Source organism: Aeromonas sp. 84A, assembly GCF_051919345.1.
Classification (GTDB): Bacteria; Pseudomonadota; Gammaproteobacteria; order Enterobacterales; family Aeromonadaceae; genus Aeromonas; species Aeromonas veronii.
Window position 1 is genome coordinate 745,401 of sequence record NZ_JBQBEW010000001.1, and the last position, 21,987, is coordinate 767,387.

25 protein-coding genes, 1 other RNA gene and 1 pseudogene are annotated in these 21,987 nt (G+C 58.6%); 12 read left to right on the forward strand and 15 right to left on the reverse strand.

Going from position 1 to position 21,987, the window contains the following annotated elements; genetic code table 11:
• Positions 1–22: 22 nt before the first annotated feature.
• From dagF to ACTG20_RS03625, 11 genes are all read right to left on the reverse strand, one after another.
• Positions 23–763 carry a 2-dehydro-3-deoxy-phosphogluconate aldolase gene (gene dagF / locus ACTG20_RS03575; RefSeq protein ID WP_181269563.1) on the reverse strand — a complete coding sequence of 247 codons (741 nt, stop codon included), beginning with the start codon at positions 761–763 and terminating at the stop codon, positions 23–25.
• Positions 763–1,878 carry a DgaE family pyridoxal phosphate-dependent ammonia lyase gene (locus ACTG20_RS03580; RefSeq protein WP_194495603.1) on the reverse strand — a complete coding sequence of 372 codons (1,116 nt, stop codon included), beginning with the start codon at positions 1,876–1,878 and terminating at the stop codon, positions 763–765. The genes dagF and ACTG20_RS03580 overlap by 1 nt, the downstream gene beginning before the upstream one ends.
• A complete protein-coding gene (locus ACTG20_RS03585; protein ID WP_194495602.1) occupies positions 1,862–3,001 on the reverse strand; it encodes an amidohydrolase/deacetylase family metallohydrolase in 1,140 nt (379 codons plus the stop codon). Before ACTG20_RS03585 ends, ACTG20_RS03580 begins: the two co-directional genes overlap by 17 nt.
• Positions 3,002–3,043: 42 nt before the next feature.
• Positions 3,044–3,694, reverse strand: a complete 651-nt coding sequence (locus tag ACTG20_RS03590; RefSeq protein WP_005355144.1) for a DUF4310 family protein — start codon at positions 3,692–3,694, stop codon at positions 3,044–3,046.
• 11 nt (positions 3,695–3,705) lie between these two features.
• On the reverse strand, positions 3,706–4,482 hold the full coding sequence (locus ACTG20_RS03595; RefSeq protein WP_194495601.1) for a DUF4311 domain-containing protein: 777 nt from the start codon (positions 4,480–4,482) through the stop codon (positions 3,706–3,708).
• 39 nt (positions 4,483–4,521) lie between these two features.
• Positions 4,522–4,818 carry a DUF4312 family protein gene (locus ACTG20_RS03600; RefSeq protein WP_100652517.1) on the reverse strand — a complete coding sequence of 99 codons (297 nt, stop codon included), beginning with the start codon at positions 4,816–4,818 and terminating at the stop codon, positions 4,522–4,524.
• The gene (locus ACTG20_RS03605) at positions 4,818–5,183 is read right to left on the reverse strand and encodes an SFCGS family glycine-rich protein (protein WP_005355141.1); all 366 of its coding nucleotides are present in this window, start codon (positions 5,181–5,183) and stop codon (positions 4,818–4,820) included. Before ACTG20_RS03605 ends, ACTG20_RS03600 begins: the two co-directional genes overlap by 1 nt.
• Before the next feature lie 17 nt (positions 5,184–5,200).
• A complete protein-coding gene (locus ACTG20_RS03610; RefSeq protein WP_005355140.1) occupies positions 5,201–5,560 on the reverse strand; it encodes a transcriptional regulator in 360 nt (119 codons plus the stop codon).
• A gap of 313 nt (positions 5,561–5,873) precedes the next feature.
• Positions 5,874–6,998: an outer membrane-stress sensor serine endopeptidase DegS gene (gene degS / locus ACTG20_RS03615; protein WP_005336297.1), complete on the reverse strand. Its 1,125-nt coding sequence runs from the start codon at positions 6,996–6,998 to the stop codon at positions 5,874–5,876.
• A gap of 109 nt (positions 6,999–7,107) precedes the next feature.
• Positions 7,108–8,469, reverse strand: coding sequence for a Do family serine endopeptidase (locus tag ACTG20_RS03620; RefSeq protein ID WP_136501628.1), 1,362 nt, complete (start codon positions 8,467–8,469; stop codon positions 7,108–7,110).
• 81 nt (positions 8,470–8,550) lie between these two features.
• The gene (locus tag ACTG20_RS03625; protein ID WP_005356646.1) at positions 8,551–8,931 is read right to left on the reverse strand and encodes a YhcB family protein; all 381 of its coding nucleotides are present in this window, start codon (positions 8,929–8,931) and stop codon (positions 8,551–8,553) included.
• Positions 8,932–9,071: 140 nt separating this feature from the next.
• Here ACTG20_RS03625 and zapE point away from each other — a divergent pair, with 140 nt between their 5' ends.
• From zapE to ACTG20_RS03665, 8 genes are all read left to right on the forward strand, one after another.
• Entirely contained in the window at positions 9,072–10,166 is a 1,095-nt protein-coding gene (zapE, locus tag ACTG20_RS03630) for a cell division protein ZapE (protein ID WP_120416073.1), read from the forward strand.
• Positions 10,167–10,432: 266 nt separating this feature from the next.
• Positions 10,433–10,861 carry a 50S ribosomal protein L13 gene (rplM, locus tag ACTG20_RS03635; protein ID WP_005336289.1) on the forward strand — a complete coding sequence of 143 codons (429 nt, stop codon included), beginning with the start codon at positions 10,433–10,435 and terminating at the stop codon, positions 10,859–10,861.
• Positions 10,862–10,876: 15 nt separating this feature from the next.
• On the forward strand, positions 10,877–11,269 hold the full coding sequence (gene rpsI / locus ACTG20_RS03640) for a 30S ribosomal protein S9 (RefSeq protein WP_005336286.1): 393 nt from the start codon (positions 10,877–10,879) through the stop codon (positions 11,267–11,269).
• A 294-nt stretch (positions 11,270–11,563) separates the two neighbouring features.
• Entirely contained in the window at positions 11,564–12,154 is a 591-nt protein-coding gene (petA, locus tag ACTG20_RS03645; RefSeq protein ID WP_005336284.1) for a ubiquinol-cytochrome c reductase iron-sulfur subunit, read from the forward strand.
• 2 nt (positions 12,155–12,156) lie between these two features.
• Positions 12,157–13,374 (forward strand): cytochrome b, encoded by a 1,218-nt coding sequence (locus ACTG20_RS03650; RefSeq protein ID WP_005336282.1) that lies wholly within the window; start codon positions 12,157–12,159, stop codon positions 13,372–13,374.
• Positions 13,371–14,105: a cytochrome c1 gene (locus ACTG20_RS03655; protein WP_005336280.1), complete on the forward strand. Its 735-nt coding sequence runs from the start codon at positions 13,371–13,373 to the stop codon at positions 14,103–14,105. The genes ACTG20_RS03650 and ACTG20_RS03655 overlap by 4 nt, the downstream gene beginning before the upstream one ends.
• 87 nt (positions 14,106–14,192) lie before the next feature.
• The gene (gene sspA / locus ACTG20_RS03660) at positions 14,193–14,822 is read left to right on the forward strand and encodes a stringent starvation protein SspA (protein ID WP_005336279.1); all 630 of its coding nucleotides are present in this window, start codon (positions 14,193–14,195) and stop codon (positions 14,820–14,822) included.
• Entirely contained in the window at positions 14,819–15,244 is a 426-nt protein-coding gene (locus tag ACTG20_RS03665; RefSeq protein ID WP_005336278.1) for a ClpXP protease specificity-enhancing factor, read from the forward strand. The genes sspA and ACTG20_RS03665 overlap by 4 nt, the downstream gene beginning before the upstream one ends.
• Positions 15,245–15,287: 43 nt before the next feature.
• Here ACTG20_RS03665 and dolP read toward each other — a convergent pair whose 3' ends face one another.
• From dolP to ACTG20_RS03685, 4 genes and pseudogenes are all read right to left on the reverse strand, one after another.
• Positions 15,288–15,866, reverse strand: a complete 579-nt coding sequence (gene dolP, locus ACTG20_RS03670) for a division/outer membrane stress-associated lipid-binding lipoprotein (RefSeq protein WP_005336277.1) — start codon at positions 15,864–15,866, stop codon at positions 15,288–15,290.
• Positions 15,867–15,870: 4 nt separating this feature from the next.
• Positions 15,871–16,461 (reverse strand): D-sedoheptulose-7-phosphate isomerase, encoded by a 591-nt coding sequence (locus ACTG20_RS03675; protein ID WP_005336275.1) that lies wholly within the window; start codon positions 16,459–16,461, stop codon positions 15,871–15,873.
• A gap of 9 nt (positions 16,462–16,470) precedes the next feature.
• Positions 16,471–16,842 (reverse strand): YraN family protein, encoded by a 372-nt coding sequence (locus ACTG20_RS03680; protein ID WP_005355127.1) that lies wholly within the window; start codon positions 16,840–16,842, stop codon positions 16,471–16,473.
• Positions 16,784–18,849: pseudogene (locus ACTG20_RS03685) on the reverse strand (penicillin-binding protein activator). Before ACTG20_RS03685 ends, ACTG20_RS03680 begins: the two are co-directional and overlap by 59 nt.
• Here ACTG20_RS03685 and rsmI point away from each other — a divergent pair.
• From rsmI to rsmH, 4 genes are all read left to right on the forward strand, one after another.
• The gene (gene rsmI, locus ACTG20_RS03690) at positions 18,770–19,603 is read left to right on the forward strand and encodes a 16S rRNA (cytidine(1402)-2'-O)-methyltransferase (protein ID WP_194495599.1); all 834 of its coding nucleotides are present in this window, start codon (positions 18,770–18,772) and stop codon (positions 19,601–19,603) included. The pseudogene ACTG20_RS03685 and the gene rsmI sit on opposite strands and share 80 nt — an antisense overlap.
• 156 nt (positions 19,604–19,759) lie before the next feature.
• Positions 19,760–20,146: RNase P RNA component class A (gene rnpB / locus ACTG20_RS03695), an RNA gene on the forward strand.
• Between the two features lie 442 nt (positions 20,147–20,588).
• A complete protein-coding gene (gene mraZ / locus ACTG20_RS03700) occupies positions 20,589–21,047 on the forward strand; it encodes a division/cell wall cluster transcriptional repressor MraZ (protein ID WP_013723406.1) in 459 nt (152 codons plus the stop codon).
• A complete protein-coding gene (gene rsmH / locus ACTG20_RS03705) occupies positions 21,048–21,986 on the forward strand; it encodes a 16S rRNA (cytosine(1402)-N(4))-methyltransferase RsmH (RefSeq protein WP_194495598.1) in 939 nt (312 codons plus the stop codon). It begins immediately after the preceding gene.
• Position 21,987: the final 1 nt, after the last annotated feature.

Here is a 21,987-nt window from a genome sequence, read left to right on the forward strand (position 1 = left end):
TGAACCGGCGCCGTGACTGCCATCAGGCCAACAGTCGTTTCACTATGGCCAGCAGAGTGCGCACATCCTCGGGGCGAGTGTGCCCGCTCGCGCTGTCGATGATGGAGCTGTAGACGTGAGGGATCACCTTCTCGACTCCGGCGTCCAGCGCAATCCGCACTATCTCCTCGAAGTTCTCCAGATCGATGCCGCCGGTGGGCTCCAGCCAGAAGCCGTGGCGGGCACAAGCCTCGGCCACTGCCTGATATTCGTCGCGGCAGGCTAGCCCGCCCATGGGGAAGAATTTGACCGAGCTGCCACCCATATCCTTGAGCAGGGCGATGGCGGTATCGATGGGCACTATGCCATCGGGCTGCCCGGCGCTGAGTGGACCGGTGGAGATCTTCACCATGCCCGGCATGCCGGTAGGGGAGATCAGGCCGTTGACCAGCGTTTGTGATTGGCCGAGCAGCGCCCGGCTGGCGCCGACACCGGTGAACACCTGATTGACGTGCTGGGGCTGCAGCTGGCAGGCCAGCTCGGCCACCATGGCGGATTGGCGCGGATCGCCGGCGCCCAGTCCGATGGAGAGGGCGTTGTCGATAAGCTTGGCGTACTCCTTCATATCGGCAACTGCGGAGGGAATATCCGGGTAGTTTTTGGAGAGCACGCCTACCAGCACGTGGCCTTCGGCTGCGTCGTATACCTCGACGGCATTCTCTTTGGAACCTGCCAGCACGTTGAGACAGACCCGATCACGGTAGTAGTTGGGGGTAAGGGACATCAGCGATTCTCCTGAACGAGGTTGGCAATGGCGGAGTGGATTTGGTCGAGCTGGGGCACGGTGACGCTGCGCACATCGATCTCGATGTGCCCCTCGTTGGCCTTGTAGCCACGGCAGTAGATGGCAGGTGTGCCCTGTTGCAGACGGCTGACGACCTGCACAGTGGTCATGTCGATCTGCTGGTGGTCGAAGGCGATATCGGTGCGGGCGATGTCGCGCCCGGCGCTGTCCCACACCACTTTGGCGGTGACGCCGGGCAGCTGGTTGAGACGCTCGATGAAGGGGCTCATCTTGGCGACCATGGCGGCGCCGCTCTCTTTCTCTTTGGCCAGATAGCGCTCGATAGCGTGGGTCAGGCCGAGGATCCCCTCCTTGCCCACCTTCATGGCGCGACCGATGCCATTGGCCTGCTGTTTGACCCACTCCACGTACTGACGCTTGCCGAGCACCAGCCCGCTGGTGGGCCCTTCAATGGCTTTGGCACCGCTGTAGATGACCAGATCCGCTCCCTGGTTGTAGTAGAGGCGCAGATCCTCTTCGGCAGCCGCATCGACGATGAGCGGGAGCCCGTGGGTCTTGGCGACCTCGGCGGCCTCTGCCACCGACAGAATGCTCTTCTGCACGCAATGGTGGGACTTGATATAGAGGATCGCAGCGGTGTTGGCATTGATGGCGGCTGCCAGCTGGGAAGGGGAGCACTCGTTGGCGTAACCGGCTTCCACTACTTTGCCGCCACCCAGATTGACCATGGTACCGACCGGGGCGCCGAAGTTGACGTTGTGTCCCTTGGGCAGCACGATTTCGCTTGGCACGTCATGGGGGTGGGCATGCAGGTGCTCGAGGCGGTAGGGGTCGCCGCGTACGATCACGGCTGCCACTGACTGGGCGATGCCGGCGCTGGCACACGAAATGACCACTGCATCTTCCACTCCCAGCAGGCCAGCCAGGTAGGCGCCGGTCTTGTTGACCAGATCCTTGACCTCGAAGTAGTGGCCGAGGCCGAAGTTGACCGCATCGACCACCTCCTGCTCGGGGGTGGAGACGCCGAGAATGGTCATGCGCCCGGAGGCGTTGATCACCGGTTTGAGCTGATATTTCTCATAAACAGAAGGCATGGTGTGATTTCCCATAGTGAGTCAGAACCAGTTCGCCGCCGACCAGGACGGCGATAGGCTGCAGTTGTTGGTCACCGCGGCGAGACTGGGCTTCGGTATCCATAAACAGGGTCGGGCCGCTGGCGACCTCGAACAGGGTCAGATCGGCATCGGCGTCTACCTCGAGCCGCCCCTTGCCGGACAGGCGCAGGGCATCGGCCGCTTGATGGGTGACACAGGCGAGCACCTGCTCCAGCGTCATGCCGATGGCGAGAAACTTCGACATCACGTGAGCCAGACTGTAGACCGGCCCCTTGATGCGGTTCTTGCAGTAGATGTCGGAGCTGATGGTGCGGGGCAGGATCCCCTGCCGGATAGCCAGCTCCGCCACCTCGAAGCTGAAGCTGGCGCCGCCGTGGCCAATGTCGAGCAACAGGCCCCGTTTCATCGCCTCGCGCACCGCGACCCGCAGCTCGCCAGCCGGAGTCAGGATGCGGTTCGGTTTGCCGTTGAAGCAGTGGGTCAGCAGATCGCCATCCCCCAGCAGGGCGACGATCTCGTCCAGATCCGGCGGTGTGTTACCCACGTGCACCATCAGCGGCAGCTGGCCGTGGGCCTGTTGCAGGGCCTTGGCCATGCGCAGCGGTTGCAGGCCGTTCTCACCTACCACGCTACCGCTCATCCGCGCCTTGATGCCAACGATAAAGTCGGGGTGGCGGCGAATGGCTGCCGAGGCGAGATCCATATCGAGATCCCGGCTATCAGCCAGTTCGTTCTGGCGTAGCAGACCGATACGGGAGATGTTGAGCAGGGTATGCACCCGGGTCTTGCAGCCAGCAGCGATCTGCTGGAAGTCGTCCACATCGTCGGCTCCGGTGCTGCCCGCGTCGATGACGGTGGTGACGCCGGACTCTACGCCTACCTTGTCCGGCTCATCGTGATAGATGGGGGAGGCGGGGTAGCAGTGGGTGTGGCCGTCGATCCAGCCTGCGCTCACATGCACCCGGCCGCCGAGATCCAGGGTCTGCCGCGCCGCTGCCGTCTCCGGCAGGGAGCCGATGGCGGCGATTTTGCCCTCCCTGATGGCGATATCGACGAGCTGGCCATCTCCCTGGCGCCCCGCTTTGATGATGATGTCGTACATGCTGAGAACCTCTGGCGAGCCGCCCCGCAGGGCGGCTGGTACTTACACAAGGGCGACCGGGAAGAAGGTACCCAGCAGCATGGCTCCCAGGATGGCACCGCCGGTGATGGGTTTGCCCCACACGTAGAACAGCAGGGCACCCAGCAGGGAACCGATACCGATGGGGATGGAAGCGCCCATGGCAGAGAGGATGATGAGGGGGCCGAGGAAGCGGCCAGAGCTGTTGCCAGCACCCATCATCACGTCAGCACCGTAAGTGGAGTTGCTCTGGTTGATGGTGAACTTGCGCGCCAGAATGATGACGTAGCCGATGGCCAGACCAATCCCCATGCCGGTTGCCAGCGAGGCGCCGAAGTTCTCCACCGGATAGACGATGCCGGCTCCCAGCAGCAGGGCGGGAACGCCCAGTCCGACCCCGGTCTGGATGGCACCGCCGATATCCAGGATCCCCACCAGGGAGCCCTCGATGATGCGGGCGAACAGGAAGCTGGCACCGAACGCGGCTACCGCGCCGTAGGCACCCGTGTCCATGCCGGCTTTCAGCATGGCGACGAAGGCTACCTCGTTGAAGGCACCGACCCCGTACAGATAGAACATGTGGGTACCGGCAAAGACCCCGGCCGAGAGCAGGCCGACGAAGATGGGGAATGACCAGTCGGCGTACCAGAAGTTGTTTTTCAGTTTCTCATCCATGGTGTGACCCCTTATTTGCCGCTCAGCAGGTTATGGACACTTTCCAGCCACAGGGGGACACCCATATGGAAGGATTCAATCAGTTTCATGTCGAAGCCGCGGAAGAAGCCGCTCAGCACGAACAGCAGGACGATGGCCGCCATCATCACCTTGGTGACATGGTTCCAGCCGCTCTCTTCCACGCCCTTGCCGATCAGGATGCCGAGCACCAGGCCCGGTACCGCGTTGCCCATGATGAGCTGTGCCAGACCGCCGAAGATGGTGGCCCAGAAACCGGATTTCTTGCCCGCCTCGATGGCAGCGAGCCAGAAGATCACCGGCATGACGGTGTTGACCAGCAGGTTGGCGGCCGGTACCAGCACCTTGACCGCAGTGACCTGCAGGGCGGCCGGGACGGCTGCGGCCGTGCTGTTGAGGAAGGCAACCACGATGGCACCTATGATGCCGCCGGCGATGGCCATCTTTTTCGGGTCGTGCAGTGTGGTGGTGAGATCCCGATTTTTGAACAGCAGTGCCGCCGTGGCCCAGTGCGGGATGATGCGGTGATCCACATCCTGGGTGAAGGCGCCGGCCGCCACGGTCGAGGCCCAGGCGTTGAAGAAGAAGCCCAGACCAAACGAGAAGTGGGAAGCGGGATCCCCCTCGCAGGAGTTAAGTTCGCCCAGGGTGCGGAAGGCACCCATGCCCTGTACGGTCGGGGCGTGGAACATCCGCGCCGCGCCGGCCCCCACCCCGACGCCAACCAGGCCGCCAATGATGAGTGACTTGATAAAAATGATTAGAAACATCCAACGTATCCTTCTTGTGGGGTTGTGCCTGCGCAGGCATCACACCTGGGTGAATGTCACTTTGGCGACATCCAGACTGGTGACCTGAACCTTGATCTCCAGCTGGACGCGGTATTCGCAGCGCTGGCGCGGCAGGAAGAAGAACAGGAACTTCTCCACCCGGACCGACTCCTCGGCTTTGAGCACCTGTACATCGACCGGCTCAATACGCAGCAGTACCTGCTGGTTGTCCTTGAGCAGTGTGGGTTGCACCTGGCTGAGGGCGGAGGCAAACGCCTGCTGGCGGGTCGTCCCCTTGCCGTTGACGATGACCTGGGTGGTGAAGTTCTCTTTCATCAGGCGCGTCCGTGCTTCTTGGCGAAGGCTTCGACCAGCTTCTGGCCCAGCTCTTCCTTGTCCATGAAACCGAAGCCCAGCACCACGCACCCTTCGTTGATGGCGGTGACGCCCTCTTCAACAGAGCGCATGCCGTAGCGGCACTTGTAGCCGTATTTGGTCTGGGCGGTGATCGCCCCTGCGCCGCCGCTGCCGCAGAAGGAGATGCCGAGATCCGCCTGCTCCTTGTTCATCACGTCGCCGAGCTTCATGTCAGCGGCCATGCCTGGGATGATGGTCACGTTGGCTCCGGCGGCTTCCGCGCCTGCGCCCACTTTCTGACCCTTGCCGAGACGGTCTCCAATCACGAGTTTGATGGCTGTCATATCGATTTCTCCTTGAGTTACGGGTTCTGCACCGAGCTGAGTTCGTTTTCTTTGGCGACTTCAAAATGGACGGACAAGAGGTGTGCCTCCTCATAAGCAAGCTGATCCAGCCAGCTGACGACCTGTTCGGCGAGACGAAGTGAGAGGGGGGAGATCTCTTCAAACAGGCTGAGGTCAACCTCCGGCAGGGGCTCGCCGCTGTGGGAGCGCCACACCATGGCTTTGACATGGGAGGCCAGCATCTGCCGTTGCACCTCGTTGGGGATGATGCCCTGTTCGGCCAGCAGGGGATAAATGCGCGCGAGGATATGATCGGTCTGGCGCAGCAACTCCGGGCTGTTCGGGGTCAGGGTCTGGTCGTGAGTCTCTGTTTGCAATGTCTGCTCTCCAAGGCTGGCAGAAGGTATGGCGTTACCCTAAGCCTGCGCGTCGATGTGGAGGAGGCAGCGTTTTTCCGATTCGAAGCGGAAATTCCTGAGGAAATGGCCCCAAAGTGATCGTTTGGATACTGAAAAGGTAAAAAGAGTGCTTATTGAAGCTGGTTTTGTGTGATCGGTAGCGCACAAATCGGGGGGCGGGGGCAGGGCAAGCGTTGCGGGAAACTGTGAGTCATCTCACAGTAGAAACGTTGCCGAGAGGGCAGATATGGAAAAGGGCGGTTTCCCGCCCTTCTCATTAAAAGGAGTGACGCTAGCTGGCCGATGCGGCGCTCGAGCTGGCCGTTCTCTGCTGATAGCGCAGGTCTTCCTCTATAGTGACCACCACTTCCAGCGGCTTGCCGGAGCGGAACACCGAGATGGTCAGCTTGGTGCCGGGGCGGCTCTCGACAATCTTGTCCATGGCGCTGCGTACGCCACTGATGGCTTCTCCGTTGATCTTGAGCAGCACATCCCCTCGCTGCAGGCCGCCTTTGGCCGCCGGGCCGTTGGGATCCAGACTCTCCACCACCAGACCACGCAGGTCGCCGAGGTTCATCATCCGCGCGACTATGGGGTTGATCTCGACGCTGGAGATCCCGAGGTAGCCGCGGATCACCCGGCCGTTGGCGATCAGCTCATCCATGATCCGTTTGGCCAGCCGGTAGGGGATGGCGAAGCTGATGCCGTAGCTCTCCTGATTGCCGTTGAGGTGATAGGTGGCGGTGTTGATACCCACCAGATCGCCACGGCCGTTGACCAGCGCGCCACCCGAGTTGCCCTCGTTGATGGCAGCATCGGTCTGCAGCAGATCCTGACGGCCATTGCTGTCGGGCCCCATGCTGGAGAGGCCGGTACGGCCGGTCGCACTGATGATGCCCTGAGTGATAGTCTGGCCGACGTTGTAGGGGTTGCCGATGGCGAGCACCACATCTCCCACTTCTGGCAGTCGCTCGGGATCCTGCGGGATCACCGGCAGGTTGTCTGACTCGATATAGAGCACGGCGAGGTCGGTGAGCTGATCGGTACCGACCAGCTCGGCGCTGAAGACCCGGCCATCCTGCAACGCGACGATGATCTGGTCGGCATCGGCGATGACGTGGTAGTTGGTCAGCACATAGCCGCGCTGATTCATTATGACGCCGGAACCCAGCCCTTGCGGGCGCAGTTCCCCCTGATTGCCCTGATTGGGGGCAAAGCTGCGGGTGTAGATGTTGACGACGGCAGGGCCTGCCCGATGGGCGGCATAGGAGAAACTCAGTTCACGGGCATTGGTGATGATGCCGGGCAGTTGGGCACCACCGCGAAAATGGGGAAACAGCAGCAACAGCAGCGCCGCGACGGTCAATCCAAAACCGACAGACTTGCCCAAGTAACTGACTAAAGGGGGGATTTTCATGTCATTCTCATCCGTACAGGCTGCGCGCAGAGAATAACACTATCGATGGATAAAAATCACCCGCGGTGAAGGCCGCGGGTGATGGAGGGGCTGGCGAACAACTTGAGCGTTAGCGGATCACCAGATAGAGCGAGGAGTCGCCGCGCTGGATGTTGAGCGCCAGCACGTCAGGCTTGTTCTTGAGCGCCTTGGTCAGCTCGCTCAGGGTGTTGATGCGCAGGCGGTTGACCCCGATGATGATGTCACCCTTCTGCAGGCCGGAAGCGGCTGCCGGAGAGCGAGGATCAATATCGGCCACCGCGACACCGGAGACCGGGTCGGTGGTGGTGCTCAGCTTGGCCCCTTCCAGTGCCGGATGCAGCGCGCTGGCGCGTACTTCACTGTCATCGGCCTGCTTCAGGGTCACTTTGGCAGTTTGTGACTTGCCATCGCGGATCAGCCCCAGTTCGACCTGCTTGCCAGCGCCCATGGTGGCAATCTTGGCGCGCAGCTCGCCGAAGGAGCGAACCGGTTTGCCATCGATGCTGACAATGATATCGCCTGCCTTGATGCCCGCCTTGTCGGCCGCCGAATCAGGCATGACCTGATTGACGAAGGCACCATCCTTCTTGTTGTAGCCGAAGGTTTTGGCGATGTCGGAGGTAAGCTCGGTGCCGGTAATACCCAGCTGGCCGCGACGCACTTCACCGTACTTGACGATCTGCTCGGTCAGGTCCCGCACCATGTTGGAAGGGATGGCAAAGCCGATGCCGATGTTGCCGCCATTCGGGCCCAGAATCGCGGTGTTGATACCGATCAGCTCGCCACGCAGGTTGAGCAGGGCTCCTCCGGAGTTACCGGAGTTGATGGCCGCATCGGTCTGGATGAAGTTCTCCAGATTCTCGATGTTGAGGCCGCTGCGACCCAGCGCACTGACGATACCGGAGGTGACGGTCTGGCCCAGACCAAACGGGTTGCCGATGGCCAGCGCATAGTCACCTACCCGCAGCTCGTCGGAGTCGGCGAACTTGATCTGCACCAGATCCTCGGCCTTGATTTGCAGCAGGGCGATGTCGGACTGCTTGTCTTCACCGATCTTCTTGGCCGCGTACTCACGACCATCCTTCAGATTGACCTTGATCTCGTCCGCCTCGTGCACCACGTGGGCGTTGGTGATCACGTAACCCTTCTTGGCATCGACGATGACACCGGAGCCGAGCGCCTGGAATGGCTGCTCGCTCACCTGTTCATCGGGCATGTTGGGGCCGAAGAAGAACTTGAACTGTTCCGGCAGACGCTGACGGGTAATTTTTTTGCCAGAAACCGAGATATTGACCACCGCCGGGGTGACCTGTTCGAGAACAGGCGCCAGGCTTGGCATCTCCTGATTTGAACCTAACAGGGAAGGCAGTGCAGCCTGAGCAGGGGCCGCAGACATGGCGATACCGACACTGAGGGCTAGCACACTGAGTATGGAAAGAGGTTTACGCATATGAAAAACAGCTCCCAGAAAAAGTTGCATTGCAATCGTCAAGGTCAGACCACGGGACTGGCCAATTAGTTCCGCGAGGAACTAGTTTGGTTGCTTGAGCAGTCCGGAAGAGGCGCCAGCATAGTCGCGAGGCGGAACGCCCGGCTCTTCTGCCACATTGGCAGGGGCTTCTTCTACCAATGACTCGCGGAACAGCGGTTCCTGCGCCTTGGCCAGGAATTTGCTCTGCTCGGCCATGTGGCGATAGAGGGTCTGATACTGCTCGGCCAGTTGCTCCATCAGGGCGGCGCTGTCGGCGAAGTGGGTGTTGATCTGGCCCTGATAACTCTCGAGCTCCTTGTGGGCCTTCTTCAGTTCCTGTTCCAGACGGCCAGCATCGCGGCTACGCACCGAAAAACGGCCGAGAACGATACCGATAATCAAGGCCGCGACAGCCAGCAGGATCCCAGTTAACAGACTCATAGATGCTCCTTGTTACAGCTAAAACAGAGTGGGTTTATGCGGTCGTCATAACCGCCATGCCTTGATGGCACTATACCGTGCGTCCTGAGGCCGTGATACCATTTTGTCCTCGATTCAGGGACTTGGAGAGGCGCTCAAGGATGACACCGCAGCAAAAATACCAGCAGGATCTGCTGCGCCCCGGCTTTGTGGCCGACCCCGCGCAGGGGATGGCCATTAGCAGGCTGGAGCGACTGTATCAGGATTTGCTACGGCGCCCGACTCCGACCAGATCTCGAGGGCTGCTGGGTTGGCTGCAAAAGCCCAAGCCGCCGGAGCCCGTCCTCGGTATCTATATGTGGGGCGGAGTGGGCCGAGGCAAGACCTGGCTGATGGATACTTTTTTCGACAGCTTGCCGGGGACGCGCAAGATGCGCAGCCATTTCCACCGCTTCATGCACCGCATTCACGATGAGCTGCAGGGGCTGAGCGGGCAGTCCGATCCCCTCAAGCTGGTGGCCAGCAAGCTTGCCAGTGAAACAGATATCATCTGTTTCGATGAATTTTTCGTCTCCGACATCACCGATGCCATGTTGCTGGGCACGCTGTTTCAGGAGCTGTTTGGTCACGGTGTCGTGCTGGTCGCCACTTCAAATATTCCGCCGCAGGATCTTTATCGCAACGGGCTGCAGCGAGCCCGTTTTCTGCCTGCTATCGAGCTTATCGAGCGCCATTGCGAGGTACTTAACGTGGATGGCGGTATCGACTATCGCCTGCGTACGCTGGAACAAGCCGAGATTTATCACTGCCCGCTGGACTTGCAGGCAAAAGCCAATCTTGACCACTATTTTCAGCAATTAACCGGTGGGCACACGGCTTGCGAGGGGACGTTCGAGGTCAATCATCGTCAGCTGGCGTCGCTCGGGATGGGGGAAGGGGTGCTCTACATGGAGTTTGAGCAACTTTGCTGTACTCCCCGCTCCCAGAACGACTATATCGAGCTGGCCAGGCTGTTCCATACCGTTCTGCTGGCCAATGTGCAACCAATGGGCACAGGCACGGATGACGCGGCTCGCCGCTTCATTGCCATGGTCGATGAGTTCTACGAACGGCACGTCAAGCTCATCATGTCAGCGGCGGTTCCCATGACAGAACTCTACGGCGAAGGGCTGCTGAATTTCGAATTCAAACGCTGTCTTTCGCGGCTTCAGGAAATGCAATCGCACGAATACCTTGCCAGAGTGCACCTTCCTTAGTCACAATACCGCGCCTGCCAGTCGGATGGGCATCTGCGGCAGGTAGGGCCGGGCGACATTTGCTGGTTTCATGGCAGTGAAATTAGCAGGTGATATTTAAGGCAACTTCACTTATAATCGCCCGGCCCACGTTACAGCTGTCGATAAGACAGCAACACTTTAAGCTTTACTTGTATTCGAAGGGGTACAGGTAGGCCATCGTTTGTTGTTTGTGGGAGAGCCCCCATAAGCAATTGGGTCTGTAACAGGTAATTGGGTTTAACTTAATGAAAACTTTCGTTGCCAAGCCAGAAACCGTAAAACGTGACTGGTACATTGTGGACGCAGAAGGTAAAACTCTGGGTCGTATCGCAACCGAGATCGCTGCTCGTCTGCGTGGTAAGCACAAAGCTGAGTACACTCCGCACGTTGACACCGGTGATTACATCATCGTTGTAAACGCTGAGAAGGTACACGTAACCGGTAAGAAATTTACCGACAAAATGTACCACGCTCACTCCGGTTTCCCGGGTGGTATCAAGTCAATCAGCTTCGACAAGCTGATTCAGCGTAAACCGGAAATGGTAATCGAAGCAGCCGTCAAAGGCATGCTGCCGAAAGGTCCTCTGGGCCGTGCCATGTTCCGTAAACTGAAAGTTTACGCAGGCGCCGAGCATGCTCATGCTGCTCAGCAACCTCAAGTACTGGATATCTAATCGGGAACTGGCAACATGGCAGAAAATCAATACTACGGTACCGGCCGTCGCAAAAGCTCCACTGCTCGCGTATTTATCAAAGCGGGTAGCGGCAAGATCGTAATCAACCAGCGCTCCCTGGAGCAGTACTTCGGCCGTCCGACTGCCCGCATGGTAGTTCGTCAGCCGCTGGAACTGGTTGAGATGACCGAGAAACTGGATCTGTACATCACCGTTAACGGTGGTGGCATCTCCGGTCAAGCTGGTGCGATCCGCCACGGTATCACTCGTGCTCTGATGCAGTACGACGAAACCCTGCGTTCCGAACTGCGTAAAGCTGGCTTTGTTACTCGTGATGCCCGTAAGGTTGAGCGTAAGAAAGTTGGTCTGCACAAAGCTCGTAAGCGTCCGCAGTACTCCAAGCGTTAATTCGCTTTTGGTACTCACTCTTTCGAGTGTCAAAAAAGCCTGGCGGTTGCCAGGCTTTTTTTATTGGTAATATTACCGACATCAATGCTAACCACGCGTCACAAAAGACAAAAAATTGTTTCTTTATTGTTTTCATTGCTCACCGCTCTTTCTTGTCAAGTTGTTATCTTTTCTTTAAAATTTCCCCTGTTTTCTGTGGCAATTGTAAATCCAGCTTCCGCCGCTGTTGTCACGGGAAAAATGGGGAACAGGGACACTAAAGAATGTGCGGAGTCCACATGGGAGAGTTTTTGGATGAGCAATGCGCCAGTTGATACCGGTCGCCGCAGATTTCTTACCTGGTCAACGGTTGCCGTTGGTGGGGTAGGAGCTGCGTTTACCGCAGTGCCGTTTATAAAGTCATGGAATCCGAGCGCCAAGGCCAAAGCAGCCGGTGCGCCGGTTGAAGTCGATATCAGCAAGTTGGAACCGGGTCAGCTCATCCGTGTCGAGTGGCGAGGCAAGCCTGTCTGGGTGGTTAAACGCACCAAACAGACGCTGGATGCCTTGGCCGCGCATGATGACAAGCTGCGGGATCCCTCATCTGAAGAGCCGCAGCAGCCTGACTATGCCCATAATGGGTACAGATCGATCAAGCCCGAAATTTTTGTCGCGGTCGGTATTTGCACCCACTTGGGGTGTTCACCTTCCTATCTGCCTGACAGCTTTGGCGAGCAGGTGCAGGGCGTTACGTCCGGCTTCTTCTGCCCGTGTCATGGCTCCAAGTTCGACATGGCCGGCCGTGTGTTCCAGGGGGTGCCTGCACCGCTGAACCTGGTCATTCCGCCCTATCAATTCATTAATGACACCACCATCCAGGTCGGTGCCGATGGCAAGGAGGCCTGACCATGTTGAGTAAACTGATGGGCTGGATCGATTATCGATTCCCGCTCACGGCCATGTACAACGACCACATGGCCAAGTATCCGGCACCGAAGAACCTGAACTTCTGGTACTTCTTCGGCTCGCTGGCCATGCTGGTGCTGGTTAACCAGATCATCACCGGTATCTGGCTGACCATGAACTACAACCCCTCCGCGGAAGGTGCGTTTGCCTCCGTGGAGTACATCATGCGCGATGTGGAGTACGGCTGGCTGCTGCGTTACATGCACTCAACCGGTGCGTCTGCATTCTTCATCGTGGTCTACATGCACATGTTCCGCGGCATGATCTATGGCTCTTATCAGAAGCCTCGTGAACTGCTGTGGATCTTCGGCATGCTGATCTTCCTAGTGCTGATGGCGGAAGCCTTCATGGGCTACTTGCTGCCTTGGGGTCAGATGTCATTCTGGGGCGCTCAGGTCATCATCTCGCTGTTTGGCGCCATTCCGGTCATCGGTGACGATCTGACCCTGTGGATTCGCGGTGACTACGTGATCTCCGGTGCGACCCTGAACCGCTTCTTCGCGCTGCATGTCATCGCGTTGCCGCTGGTGCTGGTGATGCTGGTTGCCATGCACATTCTGGCGCTGCACGAAGTGGGGTCCAACAACCCGGACGGTATCGACATCAAGAAGCACAAGGACGAGAACGGCTGGCCGCTGGATGCGGTGGCGTTCCATCCTTACTTCACCGTCAAGGATATGATCGGTGTCGCTGGCTTCCTGTTCTTCTTCTGCGCCATCATCTTCTTCAAGCCGGATATGTGGGGTTACTTCCTCGAGAAACCGAACTTTGAAGTGGCCAACGGTCTGAAAACTCCGGAGCACATTGCGCCTGTGTGGTACTTCACGCCGTTTTACGCCATTTTGCGGGCGGTGCCGGACAAGCTGCTTGGCGTCATCATGATGGGTCTCTCCATCGTGGTACTGTTCCTGCTGCCGTGGCTGGATCGCTGCAAGGTGCGCTCGGTGCGTTATCGCAGCATGCTGCACAAGCTGAACATTGCCCAGTTTGTGGTCTGCTTCATCATTCTGGGGGTGTTGGGGGTGCTGCCATCGACGCCGACGTTGACGCTGGTTGCCCAGATCTGTTCACTGGGATATTTCGGGTTCTTCGTCCTGCTGTTCTTCTATAGCAAGAATGAAAGCACCAAGCCGCTGCCGGAGAGGGTGACATTTAAATGAAAAGAATAATATTTGCAGTGCTGACCCTGCTGCCATCCCTGGTATTTGCAAGTGGCGGAGCTGTTCATCTGGACAAAGCCAATTACGATCTGAGTGACAAGGCATCGCTGCAACGCGGCGCGGCCACCTTTATGAACTATTGCGCCGGATGCCACTCCACCCAGTATCAGCGCTATAACCGGGTCGCAGAAGATCTCGGGATCCCCGAAGATTTGATGAAAGAGAACCTGATTTTCACCGGCGCAAAGGTCGGTGACCTGATGAAGAGCGCCATGTCAGAGAAGGATGCCGCCAAGTGGTTTGGTGCGCCGCCCCCCGATCTGACTCTGGTTGCCCGGGTGCGCGGTGCAGACTGGATCTACACCTATCTGCGCTCCTTCTACGTGGATGAGACCCGTCCGTTCGGGGTGAATAACGCCGTGTTCCCGTCCGTGGGCATGCCCCATGTGCTGGAGCCGTTGCAGGGAACCCCCCGTGCAGAGTTCGCTACTCACACGGTCGACGGAGTGGAAACCCAGCAGGTTGTCAGCATCAAATCTGACGGTAATGGTGAAATGGATGACGAAGAGTATGATCAGACGGTACTGGATCTGGTAAACTTCTTGGTCTACTCGGCTGAACCGGTACAACAGGAGCGTGAACGCATGGGCTTCTGGGTGCTTGGATTCATCGTGATCTTCTTCATCTTCACTGTGCTGTTGAAGAAGGAATTCTGGCGCGACGTTCACTAAGCGACCAGATACGGGTAATATAATGCACGGCAATGAAGACCAAGATGCTTCATTGCCGTTTCTGCTTTTTAATGACGGGAGGGTTCAATGGCTGTAGCTGCCAATAAGCGTTCGGTAATGACGCTGTTTTCCGGTGCCAACGATATGTTCAGCCATCAGGTGCGTATTGTCCTGGCGGAGAAGGGTGTTAGCGTGGATATCTGCCAGGTTGATCCAGCCAATCTGCCGGATGAGCTGGCCGAGCTGAACCCGTACAACTCTGTACCGACCCTGGTTGATCGTGAGCTGGCACTCTACACCTCGCGCATCATCATGGAGTATCTGGACGAGCGCTTCCCGCATCCGCCCCTGATGCCTGTTTACCCGGTTGCCCGTGGTAACAGCCGTCTGATGATGCACCGCATCGAGCTGGACTGGTACTCATTGGCCGACAAGATCATGGCCGGTACCGATGCTGAAGCGGCACGCAACGAACTGCGTGACAACCTGCTGGCCATCGCGCCGATCTTCGGTGAAATGCCCTATTTCATGAGCGAAGAGTTCGGTCTGGTGGATTGCTACATGGCACCGCTGCTGTGGCGTCTGCCGAGCCTTGGCATCGACCTGACCGGTCGTGGCGCCAAAGAGCTGAAGGCCTACATGGTTCGTCTGTTCGAGCGTGAGTCCTTCCAGGCTTCCCTGACCGAAGCCGAACGCGAGATCCGTGCTGGCGTATGAGCATGGAACCGACAATGACACCGAGCCGCCCGTACTTGTTACGGGCGTTCTTTGACTGGTTGCTGGACAACGATCTGACCCCTCATTTGGTGGTCAACGTCAACATTCCCCATGTGATGGTGCCGATGCAGTTTGCTCAGGACGGGCAAATTGTACTGAATATCGCGCCCCGAGCCGTGATGCAATTTCACATGGATAACGAGGCTATCAGCTTCAGTGCCCGCTTTGGCGGGGTCTCCCAGCAGGTTTACATCCCGATGGCAGCCGTACTGGCTATTCATGCCCGGGAGAACGGCGTGGGCACCATGTTCCCGCCTGAGCCGGGTTACGACATATGGCTAGAACAGGCTGAAGCGCCGGTGGAGCCTGAGCCGGAACCGCCGCGTCCAAGCGGTCGTCCGACCCTGAAGGTGATCAAATAAAAAACGCAGCCGATTGGCTGCGTTTTTTTATGTGCGGTCGAGCTTAGTTCTGGGCGAACTCGAAGGCCTTGATCACGCGCTTCACGCCGGTGACATGGCGGGCGATGTTGACTGCCTGCTCTCCCTCCTGGCGAGTCACCAGACCAATCAGGAACACCTCGCCGTTCTCGGTGACCACCTTGACCTTGGTACTGTCGAAGTTCTTGGTGCCGAACATGTCGGCTTTCACCTTGGAGGTGATCCAGGAGTCATTGCTGCGAGTGGTGAAACTGGCAGGTTGGCCGATGCGCAATTCGTTGTAGACGTGGCGCACCCCTTCGATGCGACTGACAATTTTGCCCGCCTCAATCTTGTAAACGTCAGAAGGTGTCTGGCCGACCAGCAGGACACGGCCATTGTTGCTGTAGACGCTGATCTTGCTGGCTGCGCTGAGCGGTTTGTTGTCGGCCAGCAGATTGGCCGCTTTCAGCTCTATGGTCTGGTCATCCCACTGCGCGCCCAGCGTTCGGCGATCGCCAGAGGCCTTGGCAGTCCCTGCGGCGCCGCCAACAACCAGGGCTGCGCAGCCTTGCAGCAGCAGGGTGCTAACCAGCAGGCCGAGCAGGATAGTGTGCTTTTTCATGGTTTCAATCTTCCTGTTGCGGGAAAAGTGTCTGGTCGATGAGATCACACAGGCAGTGCAGGGTCAACAGGTTCACTTCCAGAATGCGAGGGCGACGGGCGGAGGGAACACGGATCTCCACATCGTTCGGGCCGAGCAGGCCTGCCATTTCGCCACCGTCACCCCCGCTCAGCACCACTATGGTCATGTCGCGGGAGAGGGCGGCTTCGGCGGCCTTGATCAGGCTGCGGCTGTGGCCGGAGGTGGTGATGACCACCAGAATGTCGCCAGGCTGGCCCAGCGCGCGGATCTGCTTGGCGTAGACCTCTTCAAAACCGTGGTCGGTGGCGATGGCGCTGATGGTCGCCATGTCCGGGGTCAGGGCCATGCCGGGCAGGGAGGGGCGCTGGGTCTCGTAGCAGTTGACCAGTTCGGAGATGAACAGTTGCGCCAGTGCGGCAGAAGGACCGTTACCGCATGCCAGCACCTTGTGGCCATTGAGCAGGCAGATGGTGATCATCTGGGCTGCAGTATGGATTGCATCCGGCAGCGCCTCGGCGGCGGCTATCTTGGTCTGGATGCTTTCGGTGTAGTTCTCTTTGATGCGGTCAGTCATAGGGTCCTCTTAAAATGCGTTCTGGATCCAGGCTGGCTGGTCGCCCTCGAACGCAATCACATCGAATCGGCAGGCCTGATTGGCCTCGTTGATGGCATGTTGCTTCAAATAGTGGCGCGCTGCCAGCATGATCTTGTGCTGTTTGCTGCGGGTGACCGAGCTGGCGGCACCACCATGGCTGCCGGTGGCCCGGTAGCGCACTTCAACAAACACCAGGGTCTGGCCCTGGTGCATGATGAGATCAATTTCACCGCCACGACAGCGGTAGTTGCGAGCTACCGGTTGCAGGCCCCGAGCCTGCAACCAGCGTTCAGCGACTTGTTCAAAGTGCTGTCCCTTGCTCGTTGGTGAGGGGAACAGGCTCGGCAACTGCTGGCGCATCCGTTTCCATAGTTCCTTCATTGGAGGGCTCCTCCAGTTGCTGAACGGCGTTCTCGTCGACCAGTTTGCCGTTCTGGTAAGTACCCCAGCTCAGCATACGTACGATATTGCCCTGGGCATCCACGCTCAGCTGACCGCTCATGCCGGCCTGCTGCATGCCGCCCACCTTGCGCATCTGCTGCAGGTTCTCAGCCAGACTGACGGCATCGTAGCCCATGGCAAACAGACGCAGCAGGTCACCCTGAGTCTGCGGCCAGAGCAGGGCGATCTGCTCGCGCTGTTTCTCGTAGCCGCCCAGCAGCAGCGGCATATCGGCGATATGCATGCCGTTGAGCTCGGAGGCGACCTCGGTTGCGGCGCTGTCGTAGCCACGGGAGCTGGTGTAGATGGGCAGGCTGCCCATCGGATTGACCGAGACATCCACGTAGGGCTTGATCATCCGGGTTTCCAGGCTGTTGGCCACCACGTAAACGGCATCGATGCTGCGCGGTGCGGCATCAGAGAGTTGCACCACTTCACCAGCACGGGCGGTAGAGCGGCCGCTCAGAGCATTCTTGACCATCCCCTGCACTTCGTTGCGGGCACCGAAGGTGGCGACGACCGGCTTGTCCTGGCTCAGGGTGGCCCAGCTCTGCTCGAACGCCTTGATACTGCTGTAACCGATCCGTCCCTGGGCGGCGATCAGCAGCGGTTTGCGGTAGCCTTGGGTGTAAAGGTACTGGGCTGCCTGGGCGGCATCTGCGGCGGCAGATAGGGAGAAGTAGTAGGTGGTGTCGTTGACGACCGGCTTGTCCAGCTCGTTGAGCGCCAGTACCGGCACGGTCGGATTGGCCTTGAGCAGCTCCTCGACCCGGTCTTTCAGCAGCGGGCCGATGATCATGTCCGCCCCTTCCTGAATCGCCTGCTTGTAAAGCTCGCCGGTCGACTTGCTCTGGGTGTCGTAGAAGTTCAGAGTGAATTGCCCCTGATTTTCCTTATAAGACATCAGCATACCGTTACGGATGGCGGCACCCTGCGGCTCCAGATTGCCGGAGAGGGGCAGCAGCACGGCGATCTGTTGCACCGAGGTGCTGGCAGTGGCCGCCAGATCGCCCAATCCTGCCGGCATATCCTTCTGGGCTGGATGGTTGGGGAAGTCGCGCTTCCAGCCTGCCAGTTGGCGGGCCAGCAAGTTCGGCTGGGCGCAAACTCGTTGACCAGTGCCGCCAGTCGTAGCCAGCCGGTGGTCACATCAGGGGCCGGAGCCTCTTCCAGCGCTTGCAGGGTGGAGGGGGTCATGCTTTTCAGCAACGACCAGATCTGCTGATGGTTGGTCGCCTGCTCGCTCTGATTGAGGTAGGGCTCCAGTGCAATCAACGACTTGGCCGCGCCAAATTTGTTGTTGATGTCGAGCTGCAGCACCACGCGCTGGCGATACCAATCCTTCTGGGTATCGGCATCCAGCACCACCTCGGGTTTGCCTTCCAGCAGGATCAGCGCCTGATTGGCATGGCCTTGCGCCAGCAACAGATGGGCTTGCAGCAGTTGCAACTGCGCCTTCTGAACGGGATCCTTGGCCTGCTTCTGCAATTGCTGGAACAGTGCCGAGGCCGGTTTGGCCTGGCCCAGCGCCAGATAGCTGCGTGCCGCCAGCATCTGCCAGGTAAAGGCCTCGGCCGGCTTGGCGGGGTCCACCTGCTCAAGATACCACTGGGCATTCTTGGTCAGATTGGAGAATGCTGAGGGCATGCCTGACTGCCCTGACGGTTGATTGGGCTCCGACGCACAGGCGGCGAGCAGTACTGCCGCGAGTATGATGCCGAAGAGTCGTGATACACTTAGCTGCTTTGTAACCCGGTTCAAGTTCATTCCCCGACCAGTGTTGAAGTTCCCCATAGTGTAAACGGGCCAATATGGCGACACAATTGTCGGGGCACTCGGAGATCCCATGAGTGACATCCCAACCCTGTATATAGTCCCCACTCCGATCGGCAATCTGGCGGACATCACCCAGCGTGCATTGGACATTTTACGCAGTGTCGATCTGGTGGCCGCCGAAGATACCCGTCATACCGGTATCCTGCTCAACCACTACCAAATCTCGGTGCCGACCTTCGCCCTGCACGATCACAACGAGCAGCAGAAAGCCGATGTGCTGATCGGCCGGATCAAAGAGGGCAAGAGTGTTGCGCTGGTCTCCGATGCCGGCACTCCGCTCATCAGCGACCCCGGTTATCACTTGGTCACCCGCTGTCGTGAAGCTGGGGTCAAGGTGGTGCCGCTGCCCGGTCCCTGTGCTGCCATTACCGCCCTGAGTGCGGCCGGTCTGCCCACTGATCGCTTTGCTTTTGAAGGCTTCCTGCCCGCCAAGAGCAAGGGACGTGACGATCGCCTGCAAGCCGTTATCGAAGATACCCGTTCGCTGGTGTTTTACGAATCTCCGCGCCGTGTGCAGGATACAGTGGAAGCGATTGCTCGCATTCTCGGTGAGCGTCAGGTGGTGGTGTGTCGCGAGCTGACCAAGACCTTTGAGTCGATCCACGGTCTGCCAGCCTCCGAAATGCTGGTCTGGCTTGGTGAAGATGACAACCGCTGCCGCGGCGAGATCGTGCTGGTCGTGGCTGGCGCCTCCAAAGAGGAAGAGGAGCTGCCGGCCGAGGCGATCCGCACTTTGGGACTGCTGGTGGCAGAACTGCCACTGAAAAAAGCGGCCGCCCTGACCGCCGAGATCCACGGCGTGAAGAAGAATGCCCTCTACAAATACGGCCTCGAGCACTATTGAGCCGGTTAATAGGCCGTAAGGCTGTTTTCTGACCTATGCAATCCCCCGAACCGGCGAGCATTCAGCATGTAAACGGGGGCCAAAGCGCGATAAATGGCTGTAAACGGGAATTGCCGGTTTACCCCGTGCGTATCGCAAGGCTATAATCCGCGCCTCGGAGTTGGCTGGGCAATCGCTGCTTCGTCGTTGTGTCCCTCGGGACAGACGGGCGGAGGGGAGGAAAGTCCGGGCTTCACAGGGCAGGGTGCCAGGTAACGCCTGGGGGGCGCGAGCCTACGACCAGTGCAACAGAGAGCAGACCGCCGATGGCCCGCAAGGGATCAGGTAAGGGTGAAAGGGTGCGGTAAGAGCGCACCGCGCGACTGGCAACAGTTCGTGGCACGGTAAACTCCACCCGAAGCAAGACCAAATAGGCCCCTATTGGCGCGGCCCGCGTTGGGGGCGGGTAGGTTGCTTGAGCCAGCGAGCGATTGCTGGCCTAGAGGAATGATTGCTACCCGGGGCAACCCGGTACAGAACCCGGCTTACAGGCCGACTCCGACCTCATTCCGAAGAGCCCCGCGATTTATCGCGGGGCTCTTTTTTATGCATGAGAAAATATGGCTTCGTTGGCAGGATATTTTCGACCTTGTCATTTTGAATGAAATTATATGTTTTAAATCAATCGAATAGTTTTGTATTTGGCACGATGGCAGCGATAGATGGTGATAGAACCGAGGATGGTTGTTCGCACCCACATATTGTGTATGTTCTCAGTTCATTCACTTATTTCAATTAATCACCAGAGTTTAACGCCAAATAACTTGTGGAAAATCAACCCACTCAATCCGCGGTATGCAATTGCTGCGTCAATATGTTCCCTCTGTCCCATCTCCTTGCTTGAAAAGCCCCCTGCACGTCCTTAAACTTCAAGGTGGGGAAAAGTGGATCAAAGTGGTTTTTAGAGGGGCAATCTGCCTGCTCACTCACCTTCAAGGACTGCAATTTGTTGCGTGGCGCTCATGCCATCAGCCTGGACAGTAAAGGGCGGCTGGCAATTCCGACCAAATTTCGTGATTGGCTGCGCGATGAAAGCGACGGCCAGCTGGTCTGCACCATCGATATTGCCCATCCCTGTCTGCTGCTTTATCCCCTGAATGAATGGGAAGAGGTCGAGCGCAAGCTCAAGACTCTCTCCAGCATGAATCCGCAAGAGCGCCGTTTGCAGCGCCTGCTGCTGGGACATGCAACCGAATGCGAGCTGGATGGCAATGGCCGTCTGCTGCTCAGTCAGCCACTGCGCAACCATGCGGGGCTGGACAAGAAAATCATGCTGGTGGGCCAGCTCAACAAGTTTGAGCTGTGGGATGAAGCCCGCTGGCAACAACAGGTCAATGACGACATCTTGGGTCTGCCCGGGGACGATTGGGCAAGCTCACCACGACTACAGGATTTCTCTTTATAAATGACCCAAGCCGCTGAACACATCACAGTGCTGCTGCACGAAGCCGTTGAAGGTCTGGCCATCAAGCCGGACGGTGTCTACGTCGACGGTACTTTTGGCCGTGGTGGTCATTCTCGTCTGATCCTGCAGCACCTTGGCCCCAATGGCCGCCTGATCGCCATCGACCGCGATCCCCAGGCGATCGCCGAAGCGGCCAAGATCCAGGATCCCCGTTTCGAAATCGTGCACGGCCCCTTCTCTGGCATCGCCTCCTATCTGGATGAGCGCGGTTTGCTGGGCAAGGTGGATGGCTTCCTGCTGGATCTGGGGGTCTCTTCACCCCAGCTGGATGATGCCGAGCGCGGGTTCAGCTTTATGAAAGATGGTCCGCTCGATATGCGGATGGATCCCACCTCCGGTCAGAGCGCCGCCGAGTGGCTGGCCAAGGCCGATGTGGATGACATCGCCTGGGTGCTGAAGACCTTCGGTGAGGAGCGTTTTGCCAAGAAGATAGCCCGCGCCATCGTGCATGACCGTGTGACCGAGCCTTATGTGCGCACCCGTCAACTGGCGGAGATGATTGCCCGGGTCAATCCGAGCAAGGAGAAGGGCAAGCATGCGGCAACCCGCAGTTTCCAGGCCATTCGCATCTATATCAACAGCGAGCTGGACGAGATCGAAACCGCACTCAACGGTGCGCTGGAGGTGCTGGCACCAAATGGCCGTTTGTCGGTTATCAGCTTCCATTCGTTGGAAGACCGATTGGTAAAGCATTTCATCCGCAAGCACGAGAAGGGGCCGGAAGTGCCTTACGGCATTCCGTTGACCGAGGCCCAGCTGGCTGGCGGTCGCAAATTGAAGTCGGTCGGCAAGGCACTCAAGCCTTCTGATCATGAAGTATCTGAAAACAGCCGGTCACGCAGCTCGGTGCTGCGGGTTGCCGAACGGCTGGCGGAGTAAG

Coding starts and splice junctions, on each gene's coding strand:
- ACTG20_RS03655 (WP_005336280.1), top strand. CDS start 13,371: ATGAAAAGAATAATATTTGCAGTGCTGACCCTGCTGCCATCCCTGGTA.
- ACTG20_RS03665 (WP_005336278.1), top strand. CDS start 14,819: ATGAGCATGGAACCGACAATGACACCGAGCCGCCCGTACTTGTTACGG.
- rsmH (WP_194495598.1), top strand. CDS start 21,048: ATGACCCAAGCCGCTGAACACATCACAGTGCTGCTGCACGAAGCCGTT.
- ACTG20_RS03680 (WP_005355127.1), bottom strand. CDS start 16,842: ATGCGCCAGCAGTTGCCGAGCCTGTTCCCCTCACCAACGAGCAAGGGA.
- ACTG20_RS03600 (WP_100652517.1), bottom strand. CDS start 4,818: ATGAAAGAGAACTTCACCACCCAGGTCATCGTCAACGGCAAGGGGACG.
- rplM (WP_005336289.1), top strand. CDS start 10,433: ATGAAAACTTTCGTTGCCAAGCCAGAAACCGTAAAACGTGACTGGTAC.
- ACTG20_RS03580 (WP_194495603.1), bottom strand. CDS start 1,878: ATGCCTTCTGTTTATGAGAAATATCAGCTCAAACCGGTGATCAACGCC.
- rsmI (WP_194495599.1), top strand. CDS start 18,770: ATGAGTGACATCCCAACCCTGTATATAGTCCCCACTCCGATCGGCAAT.
- degS (WP_005336297.1), bottom strand. CDS start 6,998: ATGAAAATCCCCCCTTTAGTCAGTTACTTGGGCAAGTCTGTCGGTTTT.
- ACTG20_RS03625 (WP_005356646.1), bottom strand. CDS start 8,931: ATGAGTCTGTTAACTGGGATCCTGCTGGCTGTCGCGGCCTTGATTATC.
- dagF (WP_181269563.1), bottom strand. CDS start 763: ATGTCCCTTACCCCCAACTACTACCGTGATCGGGTCTGTCTCAACGTG.
- ACTG20_RS03585 (WP_194495602.1), bottom strand. CDS start 3,001: ATGTACGACATCATCATCAAAGCGGGGCGCCAGGGAGATGGCCAGCTC.
- ACTG20_RS03675 (WP_005336275.1), bottom strand. CDS start 16,461: ATGACTGACCGCATCAAAGAGAACTACACCGAAAGCATCCAGACCAAG.
- petA (WP_005336284.1), top strand. CDS start 11,564: ATGAGCAATGCGCCAGTTGATACCGGTCGCCGCAGATTTCTTACCTGG.
- dolP (WP_005336277.1), bottom strand. CDS start 15,866: ATGAAAAAGCACACTATCCTGCTCGGCCTGCTGGTTAGCACCCTGCTG.
- zapE (WP_120416073.1), top strand. CDS start 9,072: ATGACACCGCAGCAAAAATACCAGCAGGATCTGCTGCGCCCCGGCTTT.
- rpsI (WP_005336286.1), top strand. CDS start 10,877: ATGGCAGAAAATCAATACTACGGTACCGGCCGTCGCAAAAGCTCCACT.
- ACTG20_RS03595 (WP_194495601.1), bottom strand. CDS start 4,482: ATGTTTCTAATCATTTTTATCAAGTCACTCATCATTGGCGGCCTGGTT.
- sspA (WP_005336279.1), top strand. CDS start 14,193: ATGGCTGTAGCTGCCAATAAGCGTTCGGTAATGACGCTGTTTTCCGGT.
- ACTG20_RS03605 (WP_005355141.1), bottom strand. CDS start 5,183: ATGACAGCCATCAAACTCGTGATTGGAGACCGTCTCGGCAAGGGTCAG.
- ACTG20_RS03620 (WP_136501628.1), bottom strand. CDS start 8,469: ATGCGTAAACCTCTTTCCATACTCAGTGTGCTAGCCCTCAGTGTCGGT.
- ACTG20_RS03590 (WP_005355144.1), bottom strand. CDS start 3,694: ATGGATGAGAAACTGAAAAACAACTTCTGGTACGCCGACTGGTCATTC.
- ACTG20_RS03650 (WP_005336282.1), top strand. CDS start 12,157: ATGTTGAGTAAACTGATGGGCTGGATCGATTATCGATTCCCGCTCACG.